Annotated in this window: 20 protein-coding genes; 13 read left to right on the forward strand and 7 right to left on the reverse strand. The window is 39.4% G+C overall.

Annotated features, from left to right (window positions below; translation table 11 throughout):
- Window positions 1–13: 13 nt before the first annotated feature.
- Entirely contained in the window at window positions 14–712 is a 699-nt protein-coding gene (locus tag JVX94_RS04310) for a class I SAM-dependent methyltransferase (RefSeq protein WP_048239414.1), read from the reverse strand.
- Window positions 713–861: 149 nt separating this feature from the next.
- Between JVX94_RS04310 and JVX94_RS04315 the strand changes: the two genes are divergently transcribed.
- On the forward strand, window positions 862–2,247 hold the full coding sequence (locus tag JVX94_RS04315) for a S41 family peptidase (protein ID WP_048239415.1): 1,386 nt from the start codon (window positions 862–864) through the stop codon (window positions 2,245–2,247).
- Window positions 2,248–2,547: 300 nt separating this feature from the next.
- Complete coding sequence (locus JVX94_RS04320) at window positions 2,548–3,462, forward strand: class I SAM-dependent methyltransferase (RefSeq protein WP_095408802.1); 915 nt, start codon at window positions 2,548–2,550, stop codon at window positions 3,460–3,462.
- Window positions 3,463–3,557: 95 nt separating this feature from the next.
- Here the strand turns inward: JVX94_RS04320 and JVX94_RS04325 are convergent, their stop codons facing one another.
- From JVX94_RS04325 to JVX94_RS04335, 3 genes are all read right to left on the reverse strand, one after another.
- A complete protein-coding gene (locus JVX94_RS04325; protein WP_095408801.1) occupies window positions 3,558–5,045 on the reverse strand; it encodes a sodium:solute symporter family protein in 1,488 nt (495 codons plus the stop codon).
- The gene (locus JVX94_RS04330; RefSeq protein WP_048239417.1) at window positions 5,045–5,248 is read right to left on the reverse strand and encodes a DUF3311 domain-containing protein; all 204 of its coding nucleotides are present in this window, start codon (window positions 5,246–5,248) and stop codon (window positions 5,045–5,047) included. Before JVX94_RS04330 ends, JVX94_RS04325 begins: the two co-directional genes overlap by 1 nt.
- A 237-nt stretch (window positions 5,249–5,485) precedes the next feature.
- A complete protein-coding gene (locus JVX94_RS04335) occupies window positions 5,486–6,103 on the reverse strand; it encodes a nitroreductase family protein (protein WP_095408800.1) in 618 nt (205 codons plus the stop codon).
- Window positions 6,104–6,241: 138 nt separating this feature from the next.
- Between JVX94_RS04335 and JVX94_RS04340 the strand changes: the two genes are divergently transcribed.
- Window positions 6,242–6,574, forward strand: coding sequence for a winged helix-turn-helix transcriptional regulator (locus JVX94_RS04340; protein ID WP_095408799.1), 333 nt, complete (start codon window positions 6,242–6,244; stop codon window positions 6,572–6,574).
- Between the two features lie 75 nt (window positions 6,575–6,649).
- A complete protein-coding gene (locus JVX94_RS04345; RefSeq protein ID WP_024422697.1) occupies window positions 6,650–6,868 on the forward strand; it encodes a hypothetical protein in 219 nt (72 codons plus the stop codon).
- Window positions 6,869–6,908: 40 nt separating this feature from the next.
- Here the strand turns inward: JVX94_RS04345 and JVX94_RS04350 are convergent, their stop codons facing one another.
- Entirely contained in the window at window positions 6,909–7,382 is a 474-nt protein-coding gene (locus JVX94_RS04350) for an Hsp20/alpha crystallin family protein (protein WP_039179316.1), read from the reverse strand.
- A gap of 86 nt (window positions 7,383–7,468) precedes the next feature.
- Here JVX94_RS04350 and rarD point away from each other — a divergent pair, with 86 nt between their 5' ends.
- The 5 genes from rarD (at window position 7,469) to JVX94_RS04375 (ending at window position 11,243) form a co-directional block, all read left to right on the forward strand.
- Window positions 7,469–8,380, forward strand: a complete 912-nt coding sequence (gene rarD / locus JVX94_RS04355; RefSeq protein ID WP_240193798.1) for an EamA family transporter RarD — start codon at window positions 7,469–7,471, stop codon at window positions 8,378–8,380.
- A gap of 78 nt (window positions 8,381–8,458) precedes the next feature.
- A complete protein-coding gene (locus JVX94_RS04360) occupies window positions 8,459–8,740 on the forward strand; it encodes a hypothetical protein (protein ID WP_095408796.1) in 282 nt (93 codons plus the stop codon).
- On the forward strand, window positions 8,737–9,087 hold the full coding sequence (locus JVX94_RS04365; protein WP_095408795.1) for a YojF family protein: 351 nt from the start codon (window positions 8,737–8,739) through the stop codon (window positions 9,085–9,087). The genes JVX94_RS04360 and JVX94_RS04365 overlap by 4 nt, the downstream gene beginning before the upstream one ends.
- 18 nt (window positions 9,088–9,105) lie before the next feature.
- Complete coding sequence (gene bshB2 / locus JVX94_RS04370) at window positions 9,106–9,771, forward strand: bacillithiol biosynthesis deacetylase BshB2 (protein ID WP_048239423.1); 666 nt, start codon at window positions 9,106–9,108, stop codon at window positions 9,769–9,771.
- 269 nt (window positions 9,772–10,040) lie between these two features.
- On the forward strand, window positions 10,041–11,243 hold the full coding sequence (locus tag JVX94_RS04375) for an MFS transporter (protein ID WP_205184627.1): 1,203 nt from the start codon (window positions 10,041–10,043) through the stop codon (window positions 11,241–11,243).
- 127 nt (window positions 11,244–11,370) lie between these two features.
- Here JVX94_RS04375 and JVX94_RS04380 read toward each other — a convergent pair whose 3' ends face one another.
- Complete coding sequence (locus tag JVX94_RS04380) at window positions 11,371–12,726, reverse strand: MATE family efflux transporter (RefSeq protein WP_144470867.1); 1,356 nt, start codon at window positions 12,724–12,726, stop codon at window positions 11,371–11,373.
- Between the two features lie 59 nt (window positions 12,727–12,785).
- Window positions 12,786–12,911 carry a hypothetical protein gene (locus JVX94_RS19665; protein ID WP_008359993.1) on the reverse strand — a complete coding sequence of 42 codons (126 nt, stop codon included), beginning with the start codon at window positions 12,909–12,911 and terminating at the stop codon, window positions 12,786–12,788.
- A gap of 82 nt (window positions 12,912–12,993) precedes the next feature.
- On the opposite strand from JVX94_RS19665, the gene cdaS reads away from it, so the two are divergent.
- The 4 genes from cdaS to JVX94_RS04400 all read left to right on the forward strand — a co-directional run bounded on the left by cdaS (window position 12,994) and on the right by JVX94_RS04400 (window position 16,969).
- Window positions 12,994–13,620: a sporulation-specific diadenylate cyclase CdaS gene (gene cdaS, locus JVX94_RS04385; RefSeq protein ID WP_044332896.1), complete on the forward strand. Its 627-nt coding sequence runs from the start codon at window positions 12,994–12,996 to the stop codon at window positions 13,618–13,620.
- A gap of 401 nt (window positions 13,621–14,021) precedes the next feature.
- Window positions 14,022–15,344, forward strand: a complete 1,323-nt coding sequence (locus tag JVX94_RS04390) for a C40 family peptidase (protein ID WP_144484389.1) — start codon at window positions 14,022–14,024, stop codon at window positions 15,342–15,344.
- A 78-nt stretch (window positions 15,345–15,422) separates the two neighbouring features.
- Window positions 15,423–16,001, forward strand: coding sequence for a superoxide dismutase family protein (locus JVX94_RS04395; protein ID WP_205184640.1), 579 nt, complete (start codon window positions 15,423–15,425; stop codon window positions 15,999–16,001).
- A gap of 89 nt (window positions 16,002–16,090) precedes the next feature.
- A complete protein-coding gene (locus tag JVX94_RS04400; protein WP_095408789.1) occupies window positions 16,091–16,969 on the forward strand; it encodes an ATP-binding protein in 879 nt (292 codons plus the stop codon).
- The last annotated feature ends 5 nt before the right edge of the window (window positions 16,970–16,974 follow it).

Here is a 16,974-nt window from a genome sequence, read left to right on the forward strand (position 1 = left end):
AGATTCGCTCATTTTATACGGTGCATTCAAATAGAATGTGACTTAACTGCTTTCGGTGTGCTTGAATGAGATCGTAATGTGTTTGCAGTGTCTCGTAAAGAGAAGGCGGTATGTGTTCAGATAATTCCATTTCTGTTGGTTCCTCCTGCCCCATATGTTCATCGAATGAGAGAATCTGAATGTCACGAAAGCCCGCTTCGGTTAACTGCTCCTTCCATTCTTCAAGCGACAAGAGCGAGTGAAAGCCGTAAAAATCTCGAACAACTGCCATCTCTTCAGGCGTAAGAGGGGCTTTTAACACAGCTTCATTTGCAATCAATTGGCTTCCAGGAGCAAGGACGCGCTTGATCTCAGCTAGTGCATCACGCAGCTTGGTAAAGCTCAAAACAGATTCACTGATGAGTAGAGAGAACGATTGATCTGGAAAGGGCAGCTGCTCAATGGATGCCTCTAAAGCGCGTATCGGCAGTTCTTCCCGCTTGAATCGCAGGTTCGCCTTTTCAATCATCAATGGATGCGTATCAATGGCTTCCACCTGATAACCTACATTTCCTAAATAGGCGGCCGTCTGTCCTGTACCGCATCCGGCGTCCAGTATACGTGCATGAGGCGGCAGTTTTATATGCTCAATCATCGTTTTTGTTAACTCTATTCCGCCAGGATGGGCACTTGATACGCCAAAATAGGCAAGCATTTCTACATAGTCACTCATAAAATCCCTTCTTTCCTTATCTGTTCCTCTCTAAAGATTATGCAATAGAAGGGCAAATGGCTTATCTTTTCAAATAGAAGTTGATCCTTTGGTTGACGGATGAAGCATCGTCCTTGATAATAATGAAAGGAGATAAAGGTGGTGTTTTTTTGAAAAAACAAGTTAAGTTCGTGGTAGCCATTCTGTTGACTGCTGCACTGTCCTCAGCGATTACATTTGTGATCACAAAACAAGGTGCTGTCAGCGTCTCAGGAGACGAGAAGTTTAGTAAACTCATGGCTGCGTATACGAAGGTAAAAGATGAGTATTACGAAAAAACGGATGATCAAAAACTAGTAGATGGTGCGATCCAAGGAATGATTGCATCACTTGATGATCCATACTCTACATATATGGATCAGGAGGAAGCCGAAGGATTTAACAATACCATATCTTCTTCATTTGAAGGAATTGGTGCACAAGTAGAAGAGAAGGATGGACAAATTTTAATTGTCGCGCCGATTAAAGGCTCTCCTGCTGAAAAAGCTGGTTTGAAACCGCATGATCATATTTTAAAAGTGGATGGAAAAAGCACCAAAGGAATGTCGGTCAATAAAGCAGTCTCTCTCATCAGAGGAAAAAAAGGAACGGATGTTAAGCTGCACCTCAACCGTCAAGGGGTTGGCAATGTAGATGTGACCATCACAAGAGACACGATTCCGCTTGAAACGGTTTATGCAAAACTCACAAAAGACAAAATAGGAGAAATCCAAATTACGTCCTTTGCTGAAACCACATCGAAAGAGCTGGATAAAGCAATTGATGACCTCGAGAAAAAAGGGGCGAAAGGTTTTGTCATTGACCTGAGAGATAATCCAGGCGGCATCATGACAGAAGCCATTGAAATGAGTAATGACTTTATCGATAAAGGGAAAGTCATTATGCAGGTTGAAGAAAAAGGGAAAAAACAAGTGTACAAGGCTGAAAAAGAACGTAAAGTCCATCAGCCGGCAGTTGTCCTTGTAAATGGCGGCTCGGCCAGCGCTGCTGAAATCATGGCGGCGGCTCTGCATCAATCTTCAGGCATTCAAATTGTGGGTGAAAAGACGTTCGGCAAAGGAACTGTTCAAAATGCGCAAAACTATAATGATGGTTCTAGTGTCAAGTTAACCATTGCAAAATGGCTGACACCAGACGGTTCTTGGATTCACAAAAAAGGAATTGAACCACAGGTCAAAGCAGCTCTCCCAAGCTATGCAAAGCTGCCTTACTTAAGCCCGAAAAAAACGTATGAGCTAAATGACAATGGAGATGAAGTCAAAGCGGCTCAAAAAATGTTCCAAGCGCTTGGCTACAAAGCAAAAGCAAACGGTGAGTACGATCAAGCATTCCAGTCTATCGTCAAAAGCTTCCAAACAGACAATGATCTGAAGGCAGACGGTATTCTGACAGGAGATACAACGACCGTACTGATGACAAAGATCCAAGATAAGCTAAAGAACAACGATACACAAATGAAAAAAGCCATTGAAGTCTTGAAAAAAGAAATGAAATAAAGAAAAAGCAGTCCTCATAAGGGGACTGCTTTAGACAAACCCCATCTTACTTGAAGTAAAGATGGGGTTTTGTGTTTTTTTGATAAAAATATAAAGTGTTTACGCTGGACTCGATTCTTTCCAAGTCTAGTTTGCTAGGTGTAAATATTTGTACGAAAAAAGCTGTCATAAATGATTTTTTAATTGACAAAAAAATTTAATTGTGCTATAATTTACTTTTATATTTTTAAAATATATAATAGGGTTCTCCTGGCCAGGGGAATCCTATTTTTTTGTTCTAAAATGAAGGAGTGTGTTTGTATGAAGAAAGATGAGTCAAGTGTAACTTCGTTAATATCGGCTTTTGGCAGATCCTATCATAGTCAATTTGATACCCCTAAAATCTTTGATGATTATATAGCTAAAGACTTAATTTCTGAAAAAGAATTCAATGACATCAAAGAGAATATGGTTCAAGGCATACACTTCTTCAACAAAGATATTGCACAAAAATTCGAGGGAAATACAGAAGAAATATTAAAATGGATTACACAAATCCAACTATCTCCAATAACCTTATCACGTGCTGCGTATTGCGAAAAAGTATTGCTTCATGAGGTAGAGTTAGGATTAAACCAATATGTCATACTTGGTGCTGGATTAGATACTTTTAGTTTCCGACATCCAGAATTGGAAAGTAGCTTAGAAATATTCGAAATTGATCATCCCACTACACAAGAATTTAAAAAGCAAAGATTGGACGAGGCTAAATTAAAAATCCCAAATAATCTTCATTTTGTTTCTATGGACTTCACCAAAAATTTGTCTTATCAAAACCTAATAGGTAAAGGATTTGATAACAAAAAGACGTTCTTTAGTCTTTTGGGAGTTTCATACTATTTAACGAAAAAGGAAGTTTCAAGCTTAATAGATTATTTATTCACCAAGGTTCCATCAGGGAGTTCAATCGTTTTTGATTATGCAGATGAAAAACTATTCGAAGAAAAAGGAACCTCTAATAGAGTTGAAAATATGGTGAAAATGGCTTCAATAAGCGGAGAACCGATGAAATCATGTTTTTCGTACTTTGAAATCGAAAAGGTATTAGAGAAAGCAGATTTACTCATTTACGAACATTTATCACCTGATAAAATTAATGAACTGTATTTTAACAATAGAGAAGATTACCTATCGGCTTTTGAGACGATTCATTATATTCATGCCGTAAAAAAATAAAACTCGAGCATGTACATTTTGAATTGTGTTATACAAAAAATCTTGTAGACTTTGTCTACAAGATGAAAGCAGTCCTCATAGGGGACTGCTTTTTCTTATCTTGTGATCGCTTCTGTTTTTTTATCATCCTTTTCGAATAGATCATTCATGACAGAATTGGAGGTGACCTTCTTTTGGAAGAATGGATTCAAAATCAAGATGACCACGACGTTTGCTAGTAATCCAAGAAAACCTTCATAAAGACCAAACGTGACTTGTGAGATATTCGCTGTAAAGGTGACAATGATTCCAACGACTAACCCGGTAATCGTTGCTTCTCTCGATTGTTTTTTCCAGAATAAGCTGATAGCAATAGCTGGGAAGATTTGAACCATTCCTGAAACACCAATGAGCTGAAGTGTGACAAGTGCAGTTGGGAACAGCATCCCGAATAAAAGAGCGAGCCCGATGACGATAAACACCATCGAACGTGTTATGATGGTCAATCTTTTAGGTGACACATTCGGATGAATTAAGTCACGGTATAAATTATTAGCAAATAAATTCGATGCGCCAATGGCCATGATGGAGCATGGAATGAGGGAAGCCAGTGCAATCGTTGAATAAGCGAGTCCCTGCATCACGCCGCCATATGACGTTTGAATTAAATGAAGAAGAGCAAATCTTGGATTTGTATCTTCTGGTAAGACTAAAAAGGCAATAAATCCAAGGAAGATGACCAAAATCAATACAATATTATAAAGAGGCAAAAACATGCTGTTTTTACGGATGGCATCTGCGCTTTTGGCTGTAAAAACCCCAGTTGCCGCGTGTGCCCACATAAACAAAGCAAGGGCAGAAACGCCTGAAGCAGTAATGAACCATAAAATGCCTTTAGGTCCGCCTTCAGGGATCGTTAGAAGCTGAGGCGCCTCTTTGGCTAACGTATTCATCATCGGTGTCCAGCCGTTAAAGTGAATGATTGGCAGTGAAACGACCATAAACAGCATGATCACCCAAACAAGAATATCTTTAATAATGGCTGTATATGTAGGACCTTTAATACCACTAAAAAATGTATAAAGTGCGACTAAAATAAATGAAATAATAACAACTGCATTCACATTAATATAACTAGTTCCAGCGACAGTTAACGTATCTTGAATCCCGCTCAGCTGAAGACAAATATAAGGAATCAGCATAAGTACTCCAACAATCGCAATCAAACTGGATAACAGCTTGCTGTCAAACCGCTCACGTGCATAATCGGCAAGGGTGGTGAGCTTGTGATTTTTCGCAACCGTCCATAATTTCGGTAAAAAGAAATAAGCAATAAAATAAGCTAGAACTGAATAGGGAATAGCAAAAAAAGCGACGCTTCCAGCTGTATAAGCTGTACTTGTAAGACCTAAGAAGGTATAAGCTGTATATAAGTCTGCACCAACGAGGAACCAGACGAGCAGTCCGCCAAATTTTCTCCCGCCGACAGACCATTCTTCAACTGACTGTCTTGATGATTTGTCACGACCAGCGGCAAATCCGATGACCACAACGATGAAAATAATACTTGCAGTAATCAATAAAGCTGTTAAATTTCCTTGCATTAGTCAGTTCCTCCATTTGAATGTTGCATCCTGTAAATGATAAATGTGCAAATTGGCGTGAGTACAATCCATAGTAAGAGCCAGAAGTGGAAAAAGGGCAGCCCGATGACAAATGGATGTATGCGATTCGCAAAAGGCAGCAATGCGAGCTGTCCGATGAATGGAATCGCGATAAGTAGTGCCAGCATCAATTTTTTACTCATGATTTCCTCCTGAATATTTTGTAATTTCATAATAATAGCAGTTGTCAGATTAGATCACAAGACCATTTTCAGAAAAAACAATCATTTTGATGAATATCATACTAATATAACGCTTTCATTCTTGAAAAAGGAGAAAGAGTGATGATGAAAAGAGGGGGAAGATGAAAGAAAGTATGGAGAAATAATATTTAATGTAAATAAAAAGCCCCAGCATAAAAGCTGAGGCCATGCCAATTTTTAAAGGAAATCAGATACTTCTTCGATGTCGAAACGATTGCTTTTATGAGCTTCTTTCGCTGCTTTACCAACTGAAATCAGCATAACTGGCTCGTAACGGCCGCTCACATTGAATTCTTTAATGTACGCTTCTTTACTGAAGCCACCCATTGCACACGTATCATAGCCCATTGCTTTTGCCGCAATCATTAATTGCATAGCAGCTAATGAAGCATTTGAATACGCTGCTTCACGTGCATATTGCTCGCTTTGGTATGCGCCATTGATTTGAGTCATCAATGTTTCTTTAATGTCTTCAGTAATAAAGCCTTGTTCAGCCAGCTCACTGTAGATTTTTTCGCCATTTTGGTTAGCTTCAAGGTCACCTAGAACTGCAATAACAGCTGATGCTTGTGATACTTGCTTTTGGTTGTACGCGATTGGAAGTAACTTCGCTTTTGCTTCAGCACTATGGAAAACAGTGAAATGCCAATGCTGAAGGTTCCAAGCAGATGGTGCTTTCGTTGTGATTTCAAGAAGCTCTGTTAACTCTTCTTTTGTCATTTCATGAGTAGTATCATACTCTTTTACTGAAGCTCTTTGTTTTAAGATGTCAATCGTTTTTTGATCGGTCGCCATATGGATATTTCCTCCCGTTTTTACAAATAGTATGGTACAATAACTAAAAAGTGAGAAACTTACTTATTGTAACTAGAGATATTTTAAATTGTACACCGTTAGTTTGTCAAACAATCATGAAAAGAAAGGCTGAAATTTATGGAATTCCAATTATGTCCACACATTCAGCAAGCTTTTTTACTCCTAGGCAAAAGGTGGAATGGGCTCATTATTCATGTATTGCTTGATGGTCCAAAGCGCTTTAAAGACCTCACAGACACGATCCCATCTATCAGTCAAAAAATGCTCGCAGAGCGTTTAAAAGAGCTTGAGCAAGAAGGAATTATAGAGCGGACTGTCCTGCCTGAGACGCCTGTCAAAGTCATTTACAGTTTAACTGAAAAAGGGAATGCGTTACATGATGTGTTTCATGAGGTATCTAGGTGGGCAGGGGAGTATACGGGACCTCACGAGAAAAAGGAGCAAGCCTAGTTTCAGGTTTGCCCAAACGTTTTGACTCCTGATGAATATGCTGATGTTAGGCACATGACAAAGGAGGAGAAATGCATGTACCCTCATACTCCGTATTTTCGAGGCGGCGCCCCTGGCATTCCGCCATATGAATCCAGAGTCCCTTTGTTTTTTGGTTTTGGAGCTCCTTTAGTCGGCGGACTGCTTGGCGGATTTCTAGGAAGTGCGATTTTTAATTATCCCCGTCCTTATTACCCGCCACCGCCACCACCTGCTCCACCACCATATGGCGGCGGATATCCACCATATTATTAAGAAAAAAGAGTAAGCCTGCTTCCATTCCAAAGCAGGCTTTTTATAATGGAATATCAATTTCAGAAATTCCTGGATCATCATGCTTTAAAAACATTATTTCCAAAATGCCGTCTTGATACGATGCCTTCGTTCCTTTTCGTTTCACAGCAGCAGGGAGGACGACTTTTTTTTGCGCCCCTTCTTCAGGAAAATGATCAATAAACAGCAGATTGGCTGTATGTTTGATTTTGACTTTTTCTGTGTTCGGACGAGCAAGTTCTATTTTGACAAACACATGATCAGTCGTCTCGAACACTTCGACTTCTGGCTCTTTTTCTTTTTGGACGTCAGTTTCTCTCGTTTTTTGATTTTGAGAAAGGGGGTCCTGAAATGGGAACTGAGCAGGATAATTCGAGCCGAATACACTTTCCATGACTTGATTGACATACTGCTCAACGTCTTTAGGGTCTGAATTCTTTAAGGCTTCCTTTGAGAACTGCTTTTGAAAAGGGAATAATCGGTTCCAGTCGAACATGCGAATCATCCTTTCTAAATGCCCTGAATTAGTATATGCCCATTCACCTGCGTGCGTGCTATAATATACGTTAGATTTAGAAAGGGATGGTTACATTGAACGAACAGCAATCAAAAGGTGTTCTCTACACGGCAGCATCTTTTACACTCTGGGGTTTATTCCCATTATATTGGAAGCTGATGGAGCATATTTCGTCAGGCGAAATTTTAGCGCACAGAATTTTATGGTCATTTGTGTTTATGTGCGGTATTCTTTTGTATTTAAAACAAGTCCGCCCAGCGATGCAGACAGTAAAGGGTCTCCTACTGGATGGTAAAGCATTTTTTTCATTACTTTTATCTGCTATTTTAATTTCAGTTAACTGGTATGTATACATTTGGGCAGTCAATCATGGTCTTATGCTAGAAGCAAGTTTAGGGTACTATATTAATCCGCTTGTATCCGTTCTATTAGGTATTATTTTCTTAAAAGAACGACTAAATAAATTGCAAACCATTGCCATCTTCATTGCTGCATTTGGGGTGATCCTTTCAACAGTTCAATACGGGTCATTTCCTGTCGTTGCTTTCTTATTGGCCCTTAGCTTCGGTTTTTATGGTTTGATTAAAAAAAGGATGAGCTTCACGAGCGCGATTGGTTTGACGATTGAAACGCTGCTTCTCGCACCGGCTGCACTTGTGTACTTATTATTTTTCTTAAAAGAACCTGTGGTGACTATGAATCCTAACAGCTTCGGGTCGCTCGGTCTCTTATTTTTTGCAGGCGTTTTTACAGCCGTGCCGCTTCTTTTATTCTCAGAAGGCGCAAAAAGAATTCCACTTTATCAAGTGGGCATTCTGCAATACATTGCACCGACGATTACGCTGTTTTTAGGGCTGTTTGTCTATCACGAACACTTATCCGCAGCTAAAATTGTGACGTTTCTTTGTATTTGGGTGGCGATTTTACTGTTTACCACCTCTCAATTACGCATGAAAAAAACAGCGAATTCTCATTAAGCTAAACGAGCAGTTTGCTTTTTTTTGCAGGCGGATCATGTCATAATAAGTTGTTACCAAAACTGTAGAGGTGATCATATGTCGTCAGCTCATGAGCTTGCAGCCGCCTATCAATCTTTATGGAAAAATCGTCAGCTTGATGTTGATGATATGTCTTCTTTACACGAGGCAATCTGTGATGATTTACTGGATGCACGAACACACCCACGGGCGAGAAAATCATTGCACCAAAAGTATGTGCTTGCTGTGGAAAGAATTTTAGATAGTGAGCTTAAGCATGATCATCAGCTGCAGCTGATCAGCTTACATACGAAAAAGCTGCGAGAATTAATTCAAAATGAAGGAAGGAACCACTCATGAAACCAATTCAAACGGAAGATGTCACAGCACATCTCGAATCGTTTTTAAATCGTCCAGTCTTCGTTCATCTTGAAACGACAACTGGTTCTTATTCAGCTCATGTAAATGAACAAAATATGACGGTTGTGGCGTATATCCGCAACGCGAAAGTCGTCTATTCACAGGCGAAAATAAAAGGACAAGGTCCATACCGTGTTGGAATGAAAACAGAAGATGGCTGGATTTACGCAGAAGGATTAACCGATTATGTGTTTGATGACAAAGGCCGACTGCTTTTAGCTGGGCACTTGCCAGACGGGAAACTAGCGATCTCATTACAAATTAGTGAAACACCATTTCAGGTGTAGAAGAAAGGGTGACAAGTCATGAACGAACATGTACTAGTGATGCTGCCTCACCCCGATGATGAATCCTTTGGGGTTGCAGGTCTCATTGCACAAAGCAGAAAACGCGGAATTCCCGTCACGTATGCATGCGGGACACTTGGGGAAATGGGCAGAAATATGGGCAGCCCAACATATGCTAACCGTGAAACACTTCCTGAATTAAGAAAACAGGAATTAATCAATGCCTGCAAAGAAATGGATATCACAGACTTACGTATGCTTGGCTTGCGTGATAAAACATTGGAATTTGAAGACGACGAGTATTTGGCAGATGTGATGGAAACCATTATTGATGAAGTCAAACCGACACTCATTGTGACGTTTTATCCAGGACACGGTGTCCATCCTGATCATGATGCGACAGGCGAAGCTGTGATTCGTGCTCTATACCGCAAGAAAAAAGAAGACCGTCCTGTCACATACTGCATGGCCATTACGAAAAATAGAGAAGAAGTACTTGGAAATGCCGATATTGTGATTGATATTACAGATGTTGCAGATATCAAATTAAATGCACTGAGAGCGCATAGAACGCAAACAGAAGGCATGCTGAGAGAGCTTGAACAAAAGCTGAAAAACAAAGAACCAGTCGTCCAAAAATGGTTCGATGAAGAAATTTTCTGGACGTACCAATGGAATGATTAAATAAGAAAGAGGCTGTCGATATGTTTTTGACAGCCTCTTTCTCTTTTTTATCTAACAGCTATCATTGAAACAAATTCTTTATTAGAAATATATTTCTCATCCTTTTTATGTATTGACTGAAAATATATGATATGGTAAATTTCACCTATTGAAAAGCGAATTTTGTTATGAAATTTGCTATTATTTCTACCTATACACCTATTTATCTGAATATTAATCATTTGAAATTCAGTAGAAGGAACATTTTATTCAAAAAGGGAGATATCATAATGGGCAAGCTAAGATTGTTATTAGCGGCAAATCTTATTTCTACTGTGGGTACAGGAGTTACTTCTTATTTAATTATTTGGTTGTTAGTAGACCAATTAAATCAGTCAGTATTATATGGTATTTTAACTATGGTTACGATGGCTTTTGTGTTCTTTTCCTCGCCCTTTTTAGGCAGCTTGGTTGATAGACACTCTCGAAAAAGCATATTTCTTAAATTAGAGATCATTGGTGCAGTCACACTGTTTATTTTTCTCATTCTCTTTGATATTTCAAAACTTCTTAATATGATACTTGTTGTTTTATTGACCTTGTACAATACGACATATGACTCAATAAAATATCCAACTTTATCAGCTCTAACTCAGGAAATGTTTAATCAAAGTGAATATAGCAAAGTGAATAGCAGTTTAGAAGTTCAAGGTCAAGCAGCATTAATGATTAGCTCTGGTTTAGCCGCTTGTTTGATCGGACAAATATCGATAACCCTTATATTGATTATGAATGTGATCACATACGTTATCGCATCAATCCTCATTTATAAATTGCCTTATCAATCTAGCAGTTCAATTAAGGAACAATCCCATTCTACAAAAAGTGTATCATATTGGGCGAATTTCACATCATCACTTCAATATCTTTTTCATCGTAAAGTTGTGTTTGTTCTTTTATTAACAACTTTTGTGCCTAGCATTGTCATTATTGTGGCAAATTATTTGGATCCGATTTTTGTTTATCATTTCTTGAATGAGGGGCCTTCAGTGATTGGTATCGCAAATATTTTTTACGCAATCGGAGCAATTAGCGCCGGCTTCATCACGTATCAAATGTCGAAGAAAGTCGAGGATATTCCGGGAATTATCTTGTTTATGATTCTTTTTGCCACCTCAATAATGGCTATTTTCATAATTCCTCATTCATTCACATTTATTGCAGCAAGTTTTCTTTTGGGAAACGCAAATGCATCAATTAGAATTTTTAGAAAAAGCTATCTGTTTCATTATGTTGATAATGCGTTTATGGGACGTGTCAACTCTTTAATCAATGCGTTTAAGTTATTAGGTCAGATTTCGCTTATCGGTATTTTAACGATCACAGTGGTACCAGCAGGAAAATCAAATGTCGGCTATGTTATGTTATTTCTGATCGTCATTGTCTCTCTTTTCATCACATTCTATTTAAAAGTAAAAAAGTCCGTAAATTAAAATAACAATGACCTTTTCATGCCTCCTGCTTCCGGGCAGTAAAAAAATAAGCAATTAAGTTATCTAATGATGAACATTTGATGAGTAGTGTATCAAATAAAAAATCAACCGAGAAGGATTCGGTTGATTATGTATTTGAGAATGAATATCGTCTTTCAATCAACTTGAGACGGATAAAGAGGACGATGGCACCGGCGGCAAGCCCGGCAATCAGTCCGATCCAATAACCAAACGCCCCAAATGAGGTATATGTGCCAATCAGATAACCGGCAGGAAGACCGATCACCCAGTAAGAGACAAAAGCAGCAATCAGCGTATAATTCACATCTTTATAGCCGCGCAGAGCACCTTGAATGGGTGCAGCAATCGCATCTGACAGCTGGAAAAAGATCGCGTAAATCAAAAAGTGCTGTGTCATTTGTAAAACAGCTGATTCAGTTGTATATAAACCAGCGATCTCTGGTCTGAATAACAAGATGAGTGCGGCCGTACATAACGAGAATAAAACCGCCGTTCCAATGCCGATATAGCTGTAGCTTTGCGCGTCTTTATACCTCTTTGCCCCCGCTTCAAAGCCAACAACGATTGTTAACGCCATTGAAATACTAAGCGGTAAAATATAGAGGATAGAAGCAAAGTTCATCGCTGCTTGGTGACTGGCGATAGTAATGGTATCAAAGTGCCCCATTAATAGGGTCACTGCTGCAAAGATACTCGTTTCAAAAAAGATTGCAAACCCGATAGGAAGACCAATTTTCAGAATTTGCCCTATACGGGAGATATTCAATCGAGGCAGTTTTTGAAACAAACGAAATGAGGCAAATGGTTCTGCTTTGAAAACAATACAAATACTCATGATGAAAATCGCCCAATACGTCATTGCAGATGCAAGGCCGGCACCCGCACCGCCAAGCTTTGGAAAACCAAAATTTCCAAAAATTAATACATAATTTAACACAAAGTTAATTGGAAGTGCTGTGAGAGTGATGAACATCGTCACACGTGTTTTCCCCAATGCATCAATAAATGACCTCAGCACCGAATAACCAAACAGCGGGATGATGCCAAAAGCAAGAAAGCTGAGAAAATGCCGGGCAATATCCTCTACGGAGTGCTCGAGTCCAAGTCCTCCGAGTATGTAAGGAACGCTGATCGTACCAATAACAATCACAGCGATACTTAAAAGAAAGGACAAATAGATCGCCTGAAAGACAGCTCGGGGAACATCTTCTTTATGCCCAGCCCCCATCAGCTGAGCCACAATCGGAGTAACAGCCATCAATATACCGGCAAGTCCGGTATAAACAGGTGTCCAAATACTAGAACCGATCGCAACACCCGCAAGGTCTTCTGCACTCACTTTTCCAGACATCACCGTATCTAAAAAGGTAATAAGCGAAAGACCTGCTTGGGTAATTAAAATCGGAATCAAAATGGTTAAAAATAGTGTCAGCTTTGCTCGAATACTATTCGTTTCTCTCATCATAAGTTCCTCTCTGAACAGAAATAACGAGAGGAATTATATCATGCTATGTAAAAAAATCAATTCTCCGTCGGATTATTTTTCTTAGATGGCTTCGTTTTTTTAAACATTTGGGCATAAATAAAAGAAAGACTGACAACACCTAAAATGCTGCAAGCATATTGGATGATTTTCTGAATGGTCATATTAAGTTCACCTCCATACAAATAGAATGTGCACAATTTGCTATTTTATAACAACAAGCGAAAGAAGGAGGGAAAAGGTCAGATGATCCATCGGACGAACGAAGAAGTGATCTTTAAAGCAGGAATGAGAACACATTTGATGAACATTATGAAAGATGCAAGTGACATCATTGATTCTCTTGATGAGACAGAGCAGTGCTTACTTTGTGATCTCGAATCATTGCATGATCAGTTTAATGAAATGCATGCAGAGGCTTCGTCGTTTTATTTACAAGCGTATATGGAAGAATTCACACCAGGATTTGCTCAATTTTCTTTAGCCATTGAGAATTTATCAAAACAAAAGCATGGCGCACTCATTGTGATTCAAAGACGGGATGAGGTTGAGGATTTTATTCAAAAAGGGACAAACCTTCATGCGAAAATTAGTGCTTCCTTAATAGAAAGCATTTTCTACCCGGGAAATCCACTGCATGATGGTGCTCTTTTAGTCAAAGAAAATACACTTGTTTCTGCTGCAAATGTGCTGCCGCTCACATCAAAAAAAGTGAGCCCTTCGCTCGGTACAAGGCATAGGGCAGCGATCGGTCTCTCTGGTATGACTGATGCACTTGTTCTTGTCGTGTCAGAAGAAACGGGGAAAATGTCGTTTGCGAAAGAAGGCGTGCTTTATCCGCTTACCGTAAAAGATCCGGAAATAAGAAAATAAAAACGAACGCTGCATTCTTCATTCCGAAGGATGCTTTTTTTTTGCGGAGAAAAAACAGCCAATTAAGTAAAAAGTCATTTGATACAGAAAAATTTGTCATGTAGAATAAAACTATGAAACTAGCAGCGTGCTTGTTTTGACAAATTTCTAAACGTCAACTTAAAAATTCCTTGAAAAATGTTTATAAATAAAACAAACAGCCGATAGAAACGATATGGCTTTGTTTTAGCATTTTGAGTTGGCTGCTTTAGCCTATTTGTTATTGCCCAACGTCTTCATGTCGAGTAATATAATAGAAATAAAGATAAAATAGTGCAAGAGAAGCAGAACCATTAAATGCTAAACTCAAAACTAGTACATAAGTCTTATTGGACAAAATCATGAAAGGCGGAGATTCCTCTATGAAGAAAAAAGTAGTAACCGGCCTCACAGTTTCAGCGATCGCTGGCTCAGCTGTGTTCGCAGCACCGGCAGAAGCACAGACGATCAAGGTGAAAAGCGGGGACTCACTTTGGAAGATTGCCGAACAGTACAATACAAGTATTTCGGAGCTTCAATCTCTTAATCAATTAAAAACGACAATGATTTTTGCAGGACAAAGCTTGAAAATTCCTGGCGAAAAAAGCAAGAAATCCAGTTCATCAACAGGATCAAAAGCAACGAAGTCAAGTGCTTCTACGACTTCCAGCTATACTGTGAAACTTGGAGATTCTTTATGGCTGATTGCAAAAAATCATAAAATGTCAGTTGCGAGCTTAAAAAGCCTAAACAGCTTAAACAGCGACCTGATTCGACCAGGTCAAAAGCTAAAGGTATCTGGAAGCACGAAGACGAGTGGAAGCCAGTCATCAAATTCAAACTCATCTTCAAATTCCAGCTCAAGCAATAAGCCTACGAACTCAAATAGTTCATCATCATCAAGTACATACAAGGTCAAATTAGGGGATTCACTTTGGAAAATTGCGAATTCGCTAAATATGTCGATTGGTGAAATCAAAACATTGAACGGATTAAAATCTGATATGATTTATCCGAATCAAGTATTGAAAGTAAAAGGGACGGCTGCATCAAAACCAAGTCAGCCGAAACCTACTAAACCAAACAATTCAAACAGTAACCAGTCTTCTAGCGGGAAAACAACATCTTATACTGTAAAATCAGGCGATTCCTTATGGAAAATTGCGAATCAATTCAAAGTACAGGTTCAATCGATCCGTACAGCCAACAGCTTGAAAAGTGATGTGCTTAGAATTGGACAAGTATTAAAAATCAATGGTGCAGCTTCCGGTTCAACTGGAACGAATGGCTCTACGTCTAACGGTTCAACAAAGCCAGTCGACAATAACAAAAATGATGTACCAATGAATGCAAAGATCACGACAATGATCCAAGAAGGGAAAAAGCTGACAGGCGTTCCTTACAGATGGGGCGGTAATACACCCGCAGGATTTGACTGCAGCGGCTTTGTTTACTATCTCATTAACAAGGTTTCATCTGTATCCAGATTAAGCACAGCAGGCTACTGGAATATGATGACTTCTGTAAGCACACCTCAAGTTGGAGATTTTGTTTATTTTACAACGTACAAAGCGGGCCCTTCTCATATGGGACTATACCTTGGAGGGGGAGATTTCCTTCATGCAAGTGACAATGGAGTAGGAATCTCGAACTTAAGCAACCCATATTGGAAAAAAGCCTACTTAGGTGCAAAACGTTTCTTCTAAAAAAAGCCGATTTTCGGCTTTTTTTGTTTGCCCGCTGCTGTGATTGTCCATACTGATAACAAAAGGGGGCAGTCACAAATGAAAAAGTCAGTGTGGATGATCATGATATGTTTGATCTTTACCACATCAGCATGTCATGCACCGCCGAAAAAAGAAACGACAGAAGAAACAAGCGAAGTTGCCGCACCTAAACAAGCACCAGTCACGACGTCACTCATAAACGAAAGCGGACAAAAAATAGGAAGCATTGAAATAAGAGAGTCCTCAGAAAATGGGCTGGATCTGCATGTGAAAGCGAAAGGACTGCCGCCAGGTCCTCACGGTTTTCATATTCATGAAACAGGAATATGTGAAGCGCCAGATTTTGAAACGGCAGGGGCTCACTTTAATCCAACCCATAGAGAGCATGGTTTTGACAATCCAAAGGGGCACCATGCTGGAGATATGCCTAATTTAGAGGTAGGGGCAGATGGACAAATTGATGTTGTCGTGAATGTACCAGATGTGACGTTAAAGGGAGGCCCAAATCAATTAATCGATCAAAATGGGCGAAGTTTTATCATTCATGCAGAAGCAGATGATTACTTAAGTAACCCTTCTGGGAACTCAGGGAAACGGATCGCTTGCGGAGCGATCACAAAAGAAATGGTAAAATAACAGAAGTCTAACCTTTATGTATTGAGTGCATAAAGGTTTTTTTAGTATACTTGGTGAGGAAAATGATCGAAGAGAGGAATTAATCATACATGTTTAACGAACAATCACTCCCAGAAGAAATTCAAGCAATGATTGAAGCAAAAGCAAAAATGCTGGAAGAAGAATTTCGTCCCCTTATTGGAACAGGCGGCTATGAATCACAGGATACTTCTATCATTCAAGATGCCATGATTGCATTAGCACTAGGAAAAAACGTTCTTTTAAAGGGACCGACCGGCTCAGGTAAAACAAAACTAGCAGAAACATTATCCGCTTTCTTTCAGCAGCCGATGCACAGTGTGAACTGCTCGGTAGATCTTGATGCTGAAAGCTTGATTGGCTATAAAACCATCCACAATGATGGTCAGGTGGCTTCGATTGAATTTATTGAAGGACCTGTGACGAAAGCAATGAAAAAAGGCCATCTTTTATATATTGATGAAATCAACATGGCAAAGCCAGAAACATTGCCTATTTTAAACGGTGTACTCGACTACAGAAAAATGATGACAAACCCATTTACAGGTGAGGTAGTTAAAGCAGAAGAAGGCTTTGGCGTCATTGCAGCAATCAATGAAGGATATGTCGGCACAGTGCCTCTAAATGAAGCGTTAAAAAATCGTTTTGTTGTCATTGACGTTCCATATATCGGCGGCGGTATCCTGAAAGATGTACTGCAATCTCAATCTGTTTTAAAAGATGAGCGGTTAATCGATCAATTCGTACAGCTCTCATCAGACCTGATTACACAAGCTCATAACGGACAGGTGAGTGAAGAAGCAGCATCCATCCGTGCGCTCTTAGATACTTGTGATCTTGCGCAATACATCCCGCCGCTTCGTGCCGTTGAACGAGGGATTGTTGAAAAGCTGGAAGATGACCGGGAAAAAGCAGCGGTAAGAAATATCGCCCAAACATTATTCGAGTGAGGTTC

Origin of the sequence: Bacillus sp. PDNC022, assembly GCF_016919285.1 — a bacterium.
GTDB lineage: Bacteria > Bacillota > Bacilli > Bacillales > Bacillaceae > Bacillus > Bacillus safensis.